At 71.6% G+C, this 15,906-nt stretch carries 15 protein-coding genes; 5 read left to right on the top strand and 10 right to left on the bottom strand.

Annotated features, from left to right (window positions below; all coding sequences use genetic code 11):
* Positions 1 to 15: 15 nt before the first annotated feature.
* Entirely contained in the window at positions 16 to 1,641 is a 1,626-nt protein-coding gene (locus PKF00_RS22545; protein WP_271219588.1) for an ABC-F family ATP-binding cassette domain-containing protein, read from the top strand.
* Between the two features lie 28 nt (positions 1,642 to 1,669).
* Here PKF00_RS22545 and PKF00_RS22540 read toward each other — a convergent pair whose 3' ends face one another.
* The 4 genes from PKF00_RS22540 to PKF00_RS22525 form a co-directional block, all read right to left on the bottom strand.
* On the bottom strand, positions 1,670 to 2,872 hold the full coding sequence (locus PKF00_RS22540) for a L,D-transpeptidase (RefSeq protein WP_271219587.1): 1,203 nt from the start codon (positions 2,870 to 2,872) through the stop codon (positions 1,670 to 1,672).
* Positions 2,873 to 2,961: 89 nt separating this feature from the next.
* Positions 2,962 to 4,098, bottom strand: a complete 1,137-nt coding sequence (gene fahA / locus PKF00_RS22535; RefSeq protein ID WP_271219691.1) for a fumarylacetoacetase — start codon at positions 4,096 to 4,098, stop codon at positions 2,962 to 2,964.
* Between the two features lie 8 nt (positions 4,099 to 4,106).
* Entirely contained in the window at positions 4,107 to 4,913 is an 807-nt protein-coding gene (locus PKF00_RS22530) for a hypothetical protein (protein ID WP_271219586.1), read from the bottom strand.
* On the bottom strand, positions 4,910 to 6,076 hold the full coding sequence (locus PKF00_RS22525) for a homogentisate 1,2-dioxygenase (RefSeq protein WP_271219585.1): 1,167 nt from the start codon (positions 6,074 to 6,076) through the stop codon (positions 4,910 to 4,912). The genes PKF00_RS22530 and PKF00_RS22525 overlap by 4 nt, the downstream gene beginning before the upstream one ends.
* Positions 6,077 to 6,323: 247 nt before the next feature.
* On the opposite strand from PKF00_RS22525, the gene PKF00_RS22520 reads away from it, so the two are divergent.
* From PKF00_RS22520 to PKF00_RS22510, 3 genes are all read left to right on the top strand, one after another.
* The gene (locus tag PKF00_RS22520; RefSeq protein WP_271219584.1) at positions 6,324 to 6,677 is read left to right on the top strand and encodes a VOC family protein; all 354 of its coding nucleotides are present in this window, start codon (positions 6,324 to 6,326) and stop codon (positions 6,675 to 6,677) included.
* Positions 6,678 to 6,749: 72 nt separating this feature from the next.
* Positions 6,750 to 7,205, top strand: coding sequence for a MarR family winged helix-turn-helix transcriptional regulator (locus PKF00_RS22515; protein ID WP_271219583.1), 456 nt, complete (start codon positions 6,750 to 6,752; stop codon positions 7,203 to 7,205).
* A gap of 204 nt (positions 7,206 to 7,409) precedes the next feature.
* Positions 7,410 to 8,150 carry a DUF981 family protein gene (locus PKF00_RS22510; RefSeq protein WP_271219582.1) on the top strand — a complete coding sequence of 247 codons (741 nt, stop codon included), beginning with the start codon at positions 7,410 to 7,412 and terminating at the stop codon, positions 8,148 to 8,150.
* A gap of 60 nt (positions 8,151 to 8,210) precedes the next feature.
* Here the strand turns inward: PKF00_RS22510 and PKF00_RS22505 are convergent, their stop codons facing one another.
* Together PKF00_RS22505 and PKF00_RS22500 are read right to left on the bottom strand one after the other, a co-directional pair.
* The gene (locus PKF00_RS22505) at positions 8,211 to 9,038 is read right to left on the bottom strand and encodes an SAM-dependent methyltransferase (RefSeq protein WP_271219581.1); all 828 of its coding nucleotides are present in this window, start codon (positions 9,036 to 9,038) and stop codon (positions 8,211 to 8,213) included.
* 143 nt (positions 9,039 to 9,181) lie between these two features.
* Positions 9,182 to 9,814, bottom strand: coding sequence for an IclR family transcriptional regulator (locus PKF00_RS22500; protein ID WP_271219580.1), 633 nt, complete (start codon positions 9,812 to 9,814; stop codon positions 9,182 to 9,184).
* A gap of 360 nt (positions 9,815 to 10,174) precedes the next feature.
* On the opposite strand from PKF00_RS22500, the gene PKF00_RS22495 reads away from it, so the two are divergent.
* Entirely contained in the window at positions 10,175 to 11,545 is a 1,371-nt protein-coding gene (locus PKF00_RS22495; protein WP_271219579.1) for a hypothetical protein, read from the top strand.
* A gap of 46 nt (positions 11,546 to 11,591) precedes the next feature.
* On the opposite strand, the gene PKF00_RS22490 is transcribed toward PKF00_RS22495, so the two are convergent.
* The 4 genes from PKF00_RS22490 to PKF00_RS22475 are packed head-to-tail and all read right to left on the bottom strand — an operon-like array spanning position 11,592 to position 15,737.
* Positions 11,592 to 12,014 (bottom strand): nuclear transport factor 2 family protein, encoded by a 423-nt coding sequence (locus PKF00_RS22490; protein ID WP_271219578.1) that lies wholly within the window; start codon positions 12,012 to 12,014, stop codon positions 11,592 to 11,594.
* Positions 12,011 to 13,549 (bottom strand): tRNA ligase subunit PheS family protein, encoded by a 1,539-nt coding sequence (locus PKF00_RS22485; RefSeq protein ID WP_271219577.1) that lies wholly within the window; start codon positions 13,547 to 13,549, stop codon positions 12,011 to 12,013. The genes PKF00_RS22490 and PKF00_RS22485 overlap by 4 nt, the downstream gene beginning before the upstream one ends.
* Positions 13,543 to 14,613, bottom strand: coding sequence for a cupin domain-containing protein (locus PKF00_RS22480; protein WP_271219576.1), 1,071 nt, complete (start codon positions 14,611 to 14,613; stop codon positions 13,543 to 13,545). The genes PKF00_RS22485 and PKF00_RS22480 overlap by 7 nt, the downstream gene beginning before the upstream one ends.
* On the bottom strand, positions 14,610 to 15,737 hold the full coding sequence (locus PKF00_RS22475) for an aminotransferase class I/II-fold pyridoxal phosphate-dependent enzyme (protein ID WP_271219575.1): 1,128 nt from the start codon (positions 15,735 to 15,737) through the stop codon (positions 14,610 to 14,612). Before PKF00_RS22475 ends, PKF00_RS22480 begins: the two co-directional genes overlap by 4 nt.
* Positions 15,738 to 15,906: the final 169 nt, after the last annotated feature.

Below are 15,906 nucleotides of genomic sequence, written 5' to 3'. Positions count from 1 at the left end.
CGGTGAGGGGCGGCCATGGGACACGTCGAGGTGGACCACCTGACCTATCTGCTGCCTGACGGGAGGCCGCTGCTCGACGAGGTGTCCTTCCGGGTCGGCGAAGGCGTCAAGGCCGGGCTCGTCGGCCCCAACGGGGCGGGCAAGACCACGCTGCTCCGGTTGATCGCCGGAGACGTGACGCCCGCCTCGGGGCAGGTGACCCACTCGGGAGGACTGGGCGTGATGCGGCAGTTCGTCGGCGGCGTCCGCGACGGCCGCACGGTGCGCGACCTGCTGCTGTCCGTCGCCCCCGACCGGATCCGCGCGGCGGTCGCCGCCCTGCGCCACGCCGAGGCCGCGCTGGCCGAACGCGACGACGAGCGGAACCAGCTCGCCTACGCCCAGTCCCTCGCCGACTACGGCGACGCGGGCGGATACGACATCGAGGTCGTCTGGGACGCCTGCGTCACCGAGGCCCTCGCTCTGTCGTTCGACGGCGCGTGCGACCGTCCGGTGAACACCCTGTCGGGCGGCGAGCAGAAGCGGCTGGTCCTGGAGGCGCTGCTGCGCGGCCCCGACCGGGTCCTGCTGCTCGACGAGCCGGACAACTACCTGGACGTCCCCGCCAAACAGTGGCTGGAGGAACGGCTGCTCGGCACGGGCAAGACCGTCCTGCTGGTCTCACACGACCGGCAGCTCCTCGCCAACGTCACCGACCGCGTCGTGACCGTGGAGTCGCGGAGGGTCTGGATCCACGGCGGAGGCTTCGCCACCTACGCCCAGGGACGCAGGGACCGCGTCGACCGGCTGGAGGAGCTTCGCCGCCGCTGGGACGAGGAGCACGTCAGGCTCAGACGGATGACGAACACCCTGCGCCAGACCGCGGCGAACAACGACGCGGTGGCCTCGGCGTACCGGGCCGCCCGCACCCGGCTGAGGAGGTTCGAGGAGGCGGGGCCGCCCGAGGCGGCGCCCAGGGAGCAGAACGTCCGGATGAGGCTGCGCGGCGGCCGCACCGGCAAGCGGGCCGTCCTGTGCGAGTCGCTGGAGCTCACCGGCCTGATGCGCCCCTTCGACGCCGAGATCTGGTACGGCGAGCGCGTGGGCGTCCTCGGCTCGAACGGCTCGGGCAAGTCCCACTTCCTCAGGCTCCTCGCCGAGGCGGCGGACGGCGCGACCCCCTCCGTGCGTCACAGCGGGTCGGCGTGCCTGGGGGCACGGGTGGTCCCCGGGCACTTCGCCCAGACCCACGCGCGTCCCGACCTGCACGGCCGCACCCCCGTCGAGCTGGTCGAGGGCGGGCACGCCCTGACCCTGAACGAGGCCATGGCGGCGCTGGCCCGCTACGAGCTGGCGCAGGCGGGCGGCAGGCCGTTCGAGACGCTCTCCGGCGGGCAGCAGGCCCGGTTGCAGATCCTGCTCCTGGAGCTGTCGGGCGCGACCCTCCTGCTGCTCGACGAGCCGACCGACAACCTGGACCTGGCCAGCGCCGAGGCCCTGCAGACGGGGCTGGCCGCCTTCTCCGGCACCGTCCTCGCCGTCACCCACGACCGCTGGTTCGCCGCCGACTTCGACCGCTTCCTCGTCTTCGGCGCCGACGGGCGGGTCTACGAGTCGGCCGAACCGGTGTGGGACGAGGGACGGGTCGACCGCGCCCGCTGACGTCCTCCCGAAGGGACCCCAGGAGGGTTCAGGGGGCGGGAGGGGCAGGGGAACCGGTCGTCGGGCGTGGAGGCGGGGCCGCGCGCAGGGCGCTGCCCTCGAGCCACTCCGCCCAGGACAGCTGCCAGTACCCCCAGCCGTTGTCCCACTCCAGCTCGCGGTCGGTGCCCCGGATGACGACGGGGTCGCCGCGCAGGGAGGTGTCGTGGAACCAGGCGGCCTGGTCGGGGCGGGCGTTGACGCAGCCGTGGCTGACGTTCTGGCGGCCCTGGGCCCAGATGTTGTCCAGCGCGTGGACGTACTCGCCGCTGTCGGAGATCCGGACCGCGTAGTCGATCATCAGGTCGTAGTAGTCGGGGTCGCCCTTCTTGCGGCCGGGAGAGACCATCCGGACCGGATTGCCCTTCTCCATGGTCAGGTGGACGCCGCTCGTCGTGGTGTACTCCCTGGTGGTGCCCATGCCCGCGCTGATCGCCATCTGCTGGACCACGCGGCCGTCGCGCCTGACCTCCATCTGGTGCTCCTGGGCGTCGATGAGGCTGACCTGCCTGCGGCCGACGGCGAAGGACGTCTCGTGGTCGGACGTGCCGTAGGCGTCCCCGGCGGCGCGGACGCCCGACAGGTGGGCGGCGAAGACCACCTTCTGCCGGGCGGGCCAGTTGCGGCGGGGCCGGTAGACCGCCTCGGTCTCGCCCGTCCAGCGCCAGGCGCCCTCGACCGGCTTGGTCGAACGCACCTCCAGAGCCCGTTCGACGGCCGCCCGGTCGGTCACCGGCGTGTCGAAGTTCACGATGATCGGCATGCCGACGCCCACGGTCTCGCCGGGAGAGGGGGCGACGGAGGCGATGCCGAAGGCGCGGGCGGGGGTGAGCGTCCTGAACCTGCCGGAGGTGCTCACCGGGACGCCGCCCGCCCCCGACGCGGTGACGTTGACGATGTGCTCCCTGCCGGGGGCGAGCGCCCAGTCCGAACGCCAGGTCGTCCGGGTGGCGTTGAAGCGCCCCGGCACCGGGGCCCCGCCCGCGTAGGCGCTCACCTCGGTGAGCGTGCCCGCGCGGGCGCGGACGACCAGGCCCCGTCGCGTCTCGGCCTCCGTCGAGCCGGGGACGGGGACGATCCGCACGTCGGGCGGGGGCTCCTGCGGTGCGACGCTCCCGGCCACGACCGACGAACAGGCCGTGACCGTGAGCGGGAGAAGGACGATCGGGAGAGATCCCGCGGCGCGCCGCATCGGTTTCCTGCCTCCGGGTTCGCGGTTGCTCGGCTCCCCCAGGTTAGCGGCATGTGATCATGAAATCACGTCAGGTGACGGCGGGCGGTTCACCGGGCGGGGGCGACGGTCCCCGACACCTCGCCCAGAGTGATCACCGTCCCGCCGGGGCCGGGAGCCGAAGCGGTGATGGTGACCGTGTCGCCGTCCTCGAGGAAGGCCCTGGCGGAGCCGTCGGGCAGCTTGAGGGGTTCCGTGCCGTTCCAGGTCAGCTCGATCAGCGACCCCCGTTGGTCGGGCTCGGGGCCGGAGACGGTGCCGCTGGCGTACAGGTCGCCGGTGCGCAGGCTCGCGCCGTTGACGGTCATGTGGGCGAGCATCTGCTCGGGGGTCCAGTACATGCCCCGGTACGGCGGGCGGGAGACGACCTCCCCGTTCAACGCGATCTCCAGCGTCAGGTCGAGCCCCCACGGCTCCTCGCGCCGCAGGTAGTCGAGCGGTTGCGGCTCCTGCTCCCGCCCGGCGACCCGCGCTTCCGACAGCGCCGCGAGCGGGGTGATCCACGGCGAGATCGAGGTGGCGAAGGACTTGCCGAGGAAGGGGCCGAGCGGGACGTACTCCCACGCCTGGATGTCCCTGGCGCTCCAGTCGTTGACGAGCGTCACCCCGAACACATGGTCCTCGAAGCGGCCCGCCCGCTCGCCCAGGGCGGTCGGCGCGCCGACCACGAAGCCCAGCTCCGCCTCGATGTCGAGCTTGGCGGAGGGCCCGAAGACCCCGGCGCCGCGCTGGCCCGACGGCCTGACGACCGGGGTGCCCGAGACGACGACCGTCCCGGCCCTGCCGTGGTAGCCGACGGGCAGGTGACGCCAGTTCGGCTTCAGCGGCTCCTCGTCAGGACGGAACATCCGGCCGAGGTTGGAGGCGTGCTCCAGCGAGCAGTAGAAGTCGACGTAGTCGGCCACCTCGATCGGCAGGTGCAGCGTCACCTGCTCCAGCGGGACCATGTGCGGCTCGACGGCGGCGACGTCGGTGCTCAGCTTGTTCTGGATCACCGCCCGGGTGTCCCGCCACGCGGTCGCGCCCCTGGCCAGGAAGGCGTTGAGCGACCCGGTCGCGAACACCTCGTCGTGCAGGGCCCCGGCGAGGTCGACGACGTGCTCGCCGTACCGGACGCCGACGCGCGGGGTCTCGCCCGCGTGCCGGGAGAAGACCCCGTAGGGCAGGTGCTCGAGGCCCCACGACATCACGGGCATCACACGTTCTCCTCTGCGCTGACGGTGCGGGTGACGGAGGCGCCGTTCGCGGTGGCCGCGCCGTCCTGCCGCTCGGTGATCAGGCCGAGGGCCAGCAGGTCCTCGACCGGGGTCTTCGTGCTGCACGAGCCGTAGGAGACCAGCAGTTCCCTGGCCCGTACGGCGACGCCGTCCGGCACGTCGTGGGCCAGCCGCACCAGCTCGCCCACGTCCGTGGTGCTCAGCACGGCGACCGGGTCCTCGCCCGCCACCGCGGCGCAGACCGCCAGGACCAGGTTGAGGAAGCCGTGCCGGTCGACGCCGAGCGCCGGGTCGAAGTGGCGGACCGCGTTGTGCAGCCCGGCCGTGGCCTTGAAGGGGATGCCCCGCTCGACGCAGTGGGAGATGAAGGCGCCCAGGTCCTGGGCGGTGGGGAAGGCGGCGGCGACCGTCCCGCCGCACCTCACCTTGAGCCCGACACCCGCTGGCAGGTCGACGGGCAGCTGGGCGGCGGTGGCCTCGACGAACTGGCGGGCGGGCAGGTCGCCGAGGTCGACGGCCGCGCCTCCGGGAACCTCGACCAGCTCGACGTCGAGGTCCTTCAGCGGCGGCAGGTCCGGGGTGTCGAGGATGATCCCGAGCCGGACGGGGTGGTCGAGGTGCTCGCGCAGCTCGGGCAGCCGGCTGGCGGCGACCAGGAAGCGGTGGGTCAGCACCGGGCTGCCCTCGGCCAGGTCCGCCTTGTGCCGCGCGAGGGCGTCGGTCATCGGCAGCGCGGTGGGAGGGAACAGCCCGGCGTCGTCGACCAGGGCGTGGAAGAGGCTCATCGGGCCCACGTCCAGGCGTAGGAGGGGTCCTCGACGGAGAGGCCGGCGGGGCCGAGGTCGAGGGGGCGGAAGGTGTCGACCATCACGGCCAGCTCGCTCGTCTGGGTGTGGCCCTGCCGTACGGCCTCGATGACGGCCTCGACGGCGCCGGGCTGGGGGCCGTGCGTGAACCCGGCGGGGTGCAGCGAGATCGAGCCGATGTCGATGCCCGAGCCCTTGCGCGCGGTGTAGTCGCCGCCCGCGTAGAACATGAGCTCGTCGGAGTCGACGTTGTGGTGGTTGTAGGGGATCGGGATGGCTTCCGGGTGGAAGTCGAGAGGTCTGGGGCAGAAGGAGCAGATCACGAAGTTCGGGCCCTCGAAGGTCTGGTGCACCGGCGGCGGGGCGTGGGTGCGCTTCACGACGGGCTCGAAGTCGTTGATGTTGAACGCGTAGGGATACAGGCAGCCGTCCCAGCCGACCACGTCGAAGGGGTGGTTGCGGTAGACCAGCCGGGTCAGTCCGCCGCGCGTGCGGACCAGCACGGGAACCTCCTCGCCCTCGGCGAGCATCGGCTCCTGCGGGGTGCGCAGGTCGCGCTCGGAGTAGGGGGCGTGCTCCAGGAACTGGCCGTACTTGGACAGATAGCGCTTGGGCGGCCTGATGTGCCCGGCGGCCTCGATGACGAAGGCCGTGACGGGCCCCTGGGGAACCCAGCGGTGGATCGTCCCGGTCGGGATGACGACGTAGTCGCCCTCCCCGGCGTCGAGCGCGCCGTAGGTCGACTCGAACCTGACCCGCCCCGAGGCGATGTAGACGCACTCGTCGCCCATGGAGTTGCGGTAGAGCTCGCTGGGGGTCTCGCTCGCGGCGTACGACATGCGGACGTCGGAGTTGCCCGCGAGCAGGCCGCGCCCGGAGACCAGGTCGCCGCCGGCCTTCAGGTCCTGGGTGCGGAAGTGTCTGGGGGAGAGCGGCAGGTTGGGGGTGAGCGTCGCCGCCGTCGGCTCGACCGCCTCGGACTTGATGATCGCCGTGGGCAGGTGCCGGTGGTAGAGCAGCGAGGAGTCGCTGGAGAAACCCTCCTCGCCCATCAGCTCCTCGGCGTACAGCCCGCCGTCGGGCCGCCGGAACTGCACGTGTCGCTTGCGGGGAATCTCACCCACGACGCGGTAGTACGGCATCCGCTTCTCCCAAACTCGTCCGTTTATCGGACATCTACGTCCTTTATACGTACAACCATCCGTCACCAGGAGGGCGATGTCAAACATGTGCCCCGCCGGGGTGGAATCGATCGGCGGTCGACGCGGTCGACACGGGTGGCGCGGGTGGCGCGCTCGACACGGGTGGCGCGGTCGACATGGGTGGCCGGGCAAAGTATCTTGATGTCAAGGGAAATATCTTGATGTCAAGGTATGTGTGGGGGCTGTGATGCTGCACCACGTTCTGATCGCCTGCCCGCCGGGCAGCGAACCGGTCCTGCGCGACTTCTACGAAGGGGTGCTGGGCCTCGCCGAGATCCCCAAGCCCCCGGCTCTCGCCGCTCGCGGCGGATGCTGGTTCCGGGGGCACGGCATCGAGCTGCACCTGGGAGTCGAGGCCGACTTCCGTCCCGCGCGCAAGGCGCACCCCGGCCTGCTGGTCCGCGACATCGACGAATGGGCCCGGCGTCTGGGCGAGGCCGGGTACCCGGTCGCCTTCGACGACGACTTCCCGGGGATGCGTCGCTTCCACAGCGAGGACCCCCACGGCAATCGCCTGGAGTTCCTCGAACCGCTCTCCTGATCTCCCGCCCGGCCGGTCTGACCGTCAGGCCGGCTGATGGTTTCTCCGCCCTCGGCGTCGTAGGTTGGAGGGATGAGCACGTGGACCGCAGCGCGGCAGATCTCCTCGGCGACCGGCTACATGCTCCTGCGTCTGGGCGACCTCGCCCGCGACCGCATCGAGAGCGAACTGCGGCGGTGGGAGATCTCCGGCAAGGAGCTGCGGGTGCTGGGCTACGCCCACGGGCAGGAGCTGTCGCAGCGCGACCTGTGCGAGCTGGCCGACACGGACCGCACGACGATGGTCGCCGTGATCGACAAGCTGGAGAGGCTGGGCTACGCCAGGCGGACGCGCAGCGACGCCGACCGGCGCAAACAGCTCGTCGTGCTCACCGACCAGGGCAGACGGGTCGTCGAGGAGGCGCTGGCACACATGACGGAGGTCGAGGCGGGCTTCCTCGCCCCGCTGGAGCCCGCGGAGCGGCGTCAGCTCAACGACATGATCGCTCGCCTGTACGCGGCCCACGACCCGGCCTGCTCCGCTCCCTGAGGCCGCCGCGCACGGCTCACGGCCCGCCCCGCTCCGCTTCCCGACGCCGCACACGGCTCACGGTCCGCTTTCGCCTCCCGACGTCGCTGCACGCGGCCCGGTCCGTCCGCTTCCCGGGGGTGTGGCGGGGCGGGTCGCGCCTCGGAGGCGATCGGTTGTCGTCACTCCCTGTTTTGACGTGACTACATAGGGAAATTTCCCCCTATGTGGATAGTGGGGGTGGGGGCGGCGGCGCGGATCGGGGCGGCTCCGGAGCTGAAGATCGACTGGTCCAGGATGCCCACCTACAACACGATCATGGCGGTCGCGGCGGGGGTGGGGCTCCTCCTGGTGGTCGCGCTCGGCCGCCGGCTGCTGCGCGGCAGGACGCCCGACCACTTCGAGGGCTGGGCGCTGGCCTTCGGCGTGCTCGGCCTGATCCTGACCGCCACCGGGCTGCACATGACGCTCACCTGGCCGCTGGCCGGACAGGGCTTCCCCTTCGACAACATCGTCTTCGGCGAGCCGTCCCTGGCCTTCGGCGTGCTGCTGCTGGCCGCCGCCTTCTATCTGTGGTCCAAGGGCGTCCTGCTGGCCGCCGCGCTGGACCGCCTCGGCATGGTCGCCCGTACGGCGGGCCCCGTCTCGCTGTTCGTGTTCGGCATGGGGCTGGGCTGTTTCGGCATCGCGGCCGCCGGATGGACCTACACCCTCTTCGCCGCGCCTCCGCAGGAGCCCATCTCCGGGGCCTTCGCCGACCTGCCGTTGCTGGAGGCGACGTTCATCTCCGGCCTGTACGTCCTGGTCGGCCTCGGCGCGGTGCTGTTCCCCTTCGCCCTGCGCGCCAGGGGCGGCGGGCTCGCGACGGCCGTCGGGGTGTGCTGGGGGCTGGCGGGCCTGGCGTTCACCCTGTTCGGCGCGCTGAACTACTTCACCCACATCGGCCTGATCGTCAACACCATGTGAGCGGGCGCGCCGTGCTTCAGGGAGGGGCCGCAGCCCCTCCCGTCAGGGGCGGGGCGGCGGTCAGGGTTTGCGGCCGACGGCGCAGAACTCGTCCACCTCGCGGTTGTCGCCGAGGACGACAGGCTGGGGACGCCAGTGCGGGCACGAGACCACCCCGGGCTCGACCAGTTCCAGGCCGTCGAAGAAGCGGGCGATCTCCTCGGGGGCGCGAAGGAGGTACGGGGTCGACCCCTCCCTGTTCCAGACGGCGATCGCCTCCTCGAACTCCCGGCCCCTGATGACGTTGACGCCGTCGGCGACCGCCAGGTGGCTGCCGGAGGGCAGCGCGTCCAGCAGCCGCCTCACGACGGACCGCGCCTCGTCGGTGTCGGTGACGTGCCCCAGGACGTTCATCAGCACGAGCGCGACCGGCTGGGAGAAGTCCAGGGTGGCCCTGGCGGCCTTCAGGATCCTTTCGGGGTCGCGCAGGTCGGAGTCGATGTACTCGGTGACTCCCCCGGGAGCGCTGACCAGCAGGGCGCGGGCGTGCGCCAGGACCAGGGGGTCGTTGTCGACGTACACGACGCGGGAGTCGGGGGCCACCCGCTGGGCGACCTCGTGGGTGTTGTCCACGCTCGGCAGGCCGGTGCCGATGTCGAGGAACTGCCGGATCCCCGCCTCGCCCGCCAGATACCGTACGGCGCGGGCGAGAAACCCGCGCGAGGATCTGGCGATATCGACTATATCGGGAAATATGGCGCGAAACTGGTCGCCGATCTCACGGTCGACGGCGTAGTTGTCCTTGCCACCCAACCAGTAGTTCCAGATTCGTGCTGAATGGGCGACGCCACTGTCGATTCCCCTCGGAGGTTCCTGGTCGAAAGGGAGAAGGGGGGAGGCATCGGGCACGGGGAGACTCTTTCGTTGACGCCGGAAACAAACGAAGACCTTTATATCGTCATTTCCTTGTGTAGCCCATTTTGTTGAGGATGATTTATATCTTGCACCTATATTTCATGAAATGGGGCCTGGTGTCTCCGAGGTGAGGACCCTCAGGCGAGGGACCGGGCCAGTTCGGCGGCCGAGGCGGCCACCTTGGGGCCGACCACGCCGGGATCGAGGGGGGTGAAGGCGACCACGCCCACCGACGCTTCGAGCCAGGGCAGGCCGGGCACAGGGGCGGCGATGCCCCGGGCGCCCTCCTGGAGCTGGCCTTCGGTCACCACGTAACCCGTGCGGCCCTCGCGCAGGGCGAGGACGGCCAGCCCGGCCGCGCCCCTGACGAGAGGATGGCGGGAGCCCTCGCGGTAGGCGACGTGCATGTCCGTCCACGACGGCTCCACCACCGCGACCGCCAGACCGTCGTCTCCCTCCGCCACCGTGAGGTGCGCCGTCGCCCCGACCTCCTCGGCGAGCCTGCGCAGAGTGGGCAGCGCCCCCTCGCGGAGCAGCGGCTGGACGGCCCGGGCCAGCACCAGGACGCCGAAGCCCAGGTGGACCCGGCCCTCACCGTCCCGCCTGACGAAGCCCTCGCTCTGCAGGGTGGTGAGCAGCCGGTAGACCACGGGGCGGCTCAGCCCCAGTTCCGTCGCGAGCTCGGTCGGAGTGCGGCCCCGGTGGCCGTCGGCGAGCAGGCGGAGCAGGCGCAGACCGCGTTCCAGGGTCTGTGAGGATTCTGCGGGCATCAGATCACCTGCCGGACTGGGAGCATGCCCACGATTATCCGGGTAGCCGTGGCGACCGCGACGGCCACGCCCCGCCGTTCACCGGTGTCGTCCGCCCCTTTGCCGTGGAAGGGCTCACGTGAGGCGGGAGCGTGCGGTGACGGCGGTCTGACCGGCGTCGGCGGGCGACGCGCGCCCCGGTGACCGTTCCCTGCCCGAAAGACGGGCAGCTTCCGGTATGGACGGTCGGTATGACCTGTCTGAGCTGAATGTGACGTGTCGGGTACCTGACGTTTTCCTGACTGGGGCTGTTCGGGTGGTGATGATCTCGATAGGGTGCAAGACGATCGTTTTGACCGGCTTTACCGGGGAGTTCAGGACATGCGATTCAACCTGCGGCGGACCCTCGCAGTCGGAGCCATGCTCGCGGTCGTCGGTGTGGTGACGCCCGCGGTCGCCGCGTACTCGCAGGACGACGACCGCAGCTGCAACGATCTGATGGGCGACGACGCCCCGGCGTTCATCGTGTGCCGGTGGCTCGCCAAGCCGGACGAGGCATACGACATCGTGAAGTTCTGGGCGGGCAACGACGCGGCCAACCTCAAGGGCGCGACCCCGTCGGACGGCAAGTTCATCGACTGCTCGGCCCCCGGCACCTTCTGCCCCGAACTGGAGGGCGACGGCGCCGTCGGCGACGAGAACACCCCGCTTCCCGAGGGCACAGAGGACGGCGGAACGCCCGAGTGCGAGGCCGGTCAGGAGTGCTCGGTCGGCGGCTACGAGGAGGGCGGCGACGGCACGGAGAGCGCGGCCGAGCCGGGCAGCCCCGCCGATCCCGCCGCCTCGTCGAAGACGAAGACGACCACGCAGAGTGCCGCCCCCGCCGTCCAGGTCGCGGCTCCGACCGCGCAGGAGGTCGCCGCCGCCGCGCAGAGCCCCGTCGGCCAGGTGGTCACCGCGGCCAGGACGACCGGGCTCCGGGTCTGGATCGACACCGAGCTGGCCGACGACTGGAAGGCCGGAGCCGCGAACTTCGCCGCGGCCGTCAAGCGGATCGCCGTGCTGGCCGCCCGCCCCGAGGTGGCGGGCATCCGGTTCAGCTCGCAGCTGGGCTACAACACGACGTTCAAGACCGACGACGAGGTCCTCGCGTTCGTCACGGCCGCGTCGACCGCGCTGCGCCAGGCCGTGCCGGGCAAGCGCCTCGGTGTCCACACCGTCGTCCCCGAGCTCGCCTGCGGCGCGAACGACGCCTGCAAGACCGAGATGCGCAAGCGCTACCCGCTGCTGGCCCCCGAGCGGATCGAGTCGCACCTGATCGCCGGTCGCGTCGACCAGCTCTCCCTCGACAGCGGCCTGCTGTACGGCGGCTACGACACCTGGAAGATCAACGCCGAGGAGGCCCAGCGCAACCAGTGGATCCAGGTCCGCGCCCGCGCCTGGGACGTCCTGGGCCAGGTCGCCGCGGAGGAGACCGGCCTGGTCGGCCAGGTCACCGCGGAGCAGGTCGCGGCCAGGGTGTCCAAGCCGGTCCTGGACGGCTCCGCCCAGCAGGTGAACGTCTGGACCCGGGTCCAGGACGCCAAGGGCACGGTGACCCGGCTGACCGCCTGGGACGAGCTGAAGAAGCTCACCCCGATCCAGCGCCGGGTGGCCGCCGTCTACGACCCGGCGACCCCCGAGGTGAACACCGCCTCCGACCTCAAGAAGCTCTCCGAGGTCTTCGGCCAGGTCTATCTCACGACCGTCTGAACGTCATGACCCGCGGCGCGCGGGGGCGGATCGCCGCCTCCGCGCGTCACCCGGTGTCGCGGCCGGGACGCCAGGAGCTGCCCGCCCCCTTCTCCGCCTCGAACGCGGGCCTGGCGGTCACCGTGTCGTAGACGATGTGGAGCGCCTCGACGCGCCCGTCGTCCGCGAGCTCCATGACGTCGACGCACTCGAAGTTCGCCGGCTGCCCCGACGGCAGGGTCCACTCGAAGCGGAACCAGATGGTGACCAGCGGGTCTCCGGCGGTGGTCCTGCCCTCGGTCACGCCGCGCAGCCGAAGCCTGGCGCGTCCCGTGTCGGCGAACAACGCGGGGTAGAACGCGGTCGCGGGCATGGGACCGTACAGGGGGGAGTGGACGATCCCGCCCTCCCGGTACAGGCTCAGCACGGTTTCCAGGTCGCCGCGTTCCAGCCCGTCGAGGTAGACGCTCGCCAGCCGCTCGGGAGTCATGGTTCCTCCCCCTCCATGAGGTGTTCGAGTGTGGTGAGGTCCATCTCCATCGCGCTGGTTCCCCGGGGCAGGCCCAGGGCGCTGACCGTTTCCGGGCACAGCTCTCCCGCGTGACCGAGCACGGTCGAGCCCGCGAGCAGCTCCACGCAGCGCCCCGGCAGCCAGGGCGGCCGTCGCGCTCCGCGCGTGGTCAGATCCGCTCCCACGGCGTCGGCCGCGGCGCGCGCGGCGGCGACCACCTCGTCCCATCCGGACTCCCCGTCCAGCACAGCGGCCAGATGCTGCGGCTGCGCGGGGACGAGGGCCCGTAGGGCGCGAAGCTGCTCGTCCGTGGGACGGCGGTCCGCGGGCAGGCACGGCGGACGACACGCGCGGGGCGGAGAGGTGAAGGCCGTTCCCTGCTCGAAGAGCCCGGCGCGCGGCCTGCCGTGCTCCGCGTCACGGCGCAGCGCGGCCAGCAGTCCGGGCAGGAGCGTGGTGCGCAGCGCGGGCTCCCCGAGGCTGATCGGGTTGACGAGGGTGAGGGCGTCGCGGCGCGGATCGTCGGACGCCAGCCCGAAGGCGTCCCACACGGTGGCGCCGACGAAGGGGAAGGTGGGCGTCTCGACGAACCCGGCGCGGGCGAGCGCCCGCCCGACCAGACGCCGGACGCCCTGCGACCGGGTGAGGCCGAGGCCCGGCCACGCGCGGGAGGAGACCGGCGGTTCGGCCGTGCCGAGCGTGAAGCGGACGCCGCCGTCGACGATCTCGCGCATGTCCGCCAGGCCGTGCCTGAGCATCAGCGTGCGCTCGATCCCCATGCCGAAGGCGAACGCGGTGTGCCTGCCCGGGTCGATGCCGCACGTGGCGAGCACCTTCGGGTGGACCATCCCGCAACCGCCCCACTCGATCCACCCCTCGCCCCCGCACGTACGGCACCGCCCCGCCGGACCACGCCCCCCGCCGCGGCAGACGACGCACGCCACGTCCACCTCGGCGGACGGGTCGGTGTAGGCGAACCAGTGGGGCCGCAACCGGGTCACGGTCCCCGGCCCGAACACGCGGGCGGCGAAGTAGTCGAGCGTGCTCCTGAGGTCGGCCATGGTCAGGTCCTGGTCGACGGCCAGCCCCTCGAGCTGGTTGAAGACCGGGCTGTGGGTGGCGTCGACCGGGTCGGGGCGGAAGACGCGCCCCGTGGAGACCATCCGGATCGGAGGGGAGGAGCCGAGCATCTCCCGCACCTGGACCGGCGAGGTGTGCGCCCGCAGCACCAGGCCCGAACCGAATCCCCGTCCTGAGGGGTCGGCGACGAAGAAGGTGCGGTCCGGGGCGCGGGCGAAGTGGCCGTCGTCCATGTTCAGGGCGTCGAAGTTGAACCACTCGGCCTCGACCTCGGGCCCCTCGGAGATCCGGTAACCCAGGTCGACGAAGACGTCGGCCATCCACTCCGCCATGACGACCACGGGATGCCTGGCCCCGTGGCGTTCGTCCGGTTGGTCGGAGGAGTCGTGCGGCGCGCGGTCGCCCCCGCGGCCTCTCCGGGGTCTCGTCACCATTGGCGCTCCAGGGTCCAGGCGGCGATGCGTTCGTGGACCAGGTCCATCTGGTCCCACGCCCGTCTGCAGGTCTCCATGAGCCGGGGGAACGCCGAGGCGGGCAGGCGGTGGAGGTAGGCCCTGCCGATGCGCCGGTGGTCGTCGTCCGCCTCGGCGTGCAGGTCGAAGTAGCCGCCCTTCGCCTCCTCGGAGAAGATCTCCGAGGTGGCGAGGCCGAAGACGTGACCGCTCGACTCCACCACCATGTGCACGAGCACGATCTTCTGCGCCTCGTCCAGCTGGTGCATCTGGGCGACGAACCAGTTTCCCGCCGCCTCGAGGACGGTGTCGTAGGCCTCGGCGTCCGCGTCGTGGTGTTCGAGCAGCAGGCGGTCGTGGCCGAGCTCCTCGCGCAGGTGCTCGCCGTACTCGGCCCGCAGGTCCGCGTCGGCGCAGGTCGCCTGACGGGCGTGGAGCATCCGCTGGAAGTAGGTCGACCACACGTAGAGGGCGGCGACGAACCGGGCGCGCAGCGCGGGCTCGTGCCGGAGCCTGCCCGTGCCGAACAGGGTGAACAGGGCGTTTCCGGTGTGGCGTTCCAGCAGCGACTCGTTCAGCCGCTCCAGCTCGGCCAGCGCCGCGCCCGCCTCGCCGAAGCTGGCCCTGGGGGCCAGCTCGTGCTCGTAGAGACCGGCCCCCTCGAACTGGACGGACAGGCCGTGGAACTCCTCGCCGGGACGGGTGCGGAAGCCGTGGTCGCTCTCCGGCGGGACGCACACCACGTCGCCCTCCGACAGCTCGCGTTCGCGTGTGCCGAGCAGCAGCACCGAGCCGCTGCAGACCAGGATCATCGACTTGGTCGGATGCCGGTGGACGGCCAGGGTCTCCCCGTCGCGCAGCCGTACCCAGGCGAAGGACGGGCGGCCCGCCTCCGGCAGGAACGCGGCGAGGGCGCCGTTGCGGCGGAAGTCCCGTTGCTGGCCGAGCTGGTGGGTCTCGCCGTCCACCCGCACTGAGGTGATGGCCCGGATGTCGTCGCGGGCGACGGTCGTCACGGACGTCACCGCGGTCGTCTCGGCGCTCATGTCTGGTGTCCCTTCACCCGGGACGGCGGTGACCCCGCTGTCTGCGCTTCCCGCGCTGTCTGTCCTGGTCGATCCGGTCGTGCCGGCTGAGGCGTCCGCGACGTCCGTGCCGTCGTCGTCTTCAGCGCGGCGATCAGACGGGAGTTGTCCGACGGCCTCCCGATGGAGATGCGCACGTGTCCCGGCCAGCCCATCGGTTCGGGCAGGGTGTCGAAGCCCGCCAGGCGCAGAAGGGAGGCGAGCTCGGCGTCCCCCTCGACCGTGACGAAGCCCGCCTCGGCGAAGACGCGTCCGACCCCCGGGCACCGCGCGAGCTCGGCGGCGAAACGGTCGCGTTCCTCGGCGAAGGTCTCGATCTGGGCGCGCAGCAGCGCGGGACGTGACAGCTCGTTCATGGCCTGCGCCGTCACCGGCCCCGGCAGGGCGAACGGCAGCCGCACCTTGCGCAGCGCGAGGACGAGCTCGGGATGCGCGAGCACGGCCCCCAGACGCAGGGCCGCCATGCCGAGCGCCTTGGACATCGACCGCAGGACCACGAGGTTGGGATGGTCGGGGATCAGGTGCCGGTAGGACGGGCGTCCCGAGCACTCGACGTACGCCTCGTCGATCACCACCAGGCCGTCGAAGGAGTCCAGGAGCAGCAGGACGTCCTCCGGTGCGAGACAGGTGCCGGTCGGGTTTCCCGGATCGCACAGCAGGACGCCCTTGACCGGGAGCTTCATCAGCCGCCCGACGTCGAGCCGGTCGAGGTCCTCGCCCAGGAGCGGGACCGGGCGCCGGGCGACCCCGTACACCGTGGCGAGCTCGTCGAAGATCGCGAAAGTGGGGGGCGTCACGGCCACCGCGTCCGCGCCGGGATCGAAGAAGGCCCGGAAGACCAGGTCGAGTGCGTCGGCCGCGCCCCTGGTGATCAGGATGTTGTCCGCTCCCCAGTGCCACCCCGGGGTGTCGGAGCCCGGCGCGACCTCGACGACGTCCAGAGCGCGGACGTACGCGGCGACCAGGTCGCCGTTCGTGTTGTCGGGGTAGTGGCGCTGCGGGCCGCCGAAGGGATTCTCGTTGTCCCTCAGGTTGATCAGGTCGTGGCGTCCTGGAGGGGGTTCGAAGGGGAACGCCGATCGCATCGACCGAATCGCTTCACGTGCGAGACCTCCGGCCATGTTTCACCTCCCGCGGAGAAAGCCGGATGGAGGACCCTGGAGACCGGTCGTGTGCCTGTTGTCTCCGGCTGGCTCCGCGCTGTCGCGGTGAGTCGGCGGGAGGTCGGCGAAGGGGAGCGACCGATCCGCTGGA

The sequence above is a fragment of the Streptosporangium carneum genome (assembly GCF_027922005.1).
Classification (GTDB): Bacteria; Actinomycetota; Actinomycetes; order Streptosporangiales; family Streptosporangiaceae; genus Streptosporangium; species Streptosporangium carneum.
The sequence above is the reverse complement of the archived record's forward strand: the minus strand, read 5'-3'. Positions and strand labels throughout refer to the sequence as shown.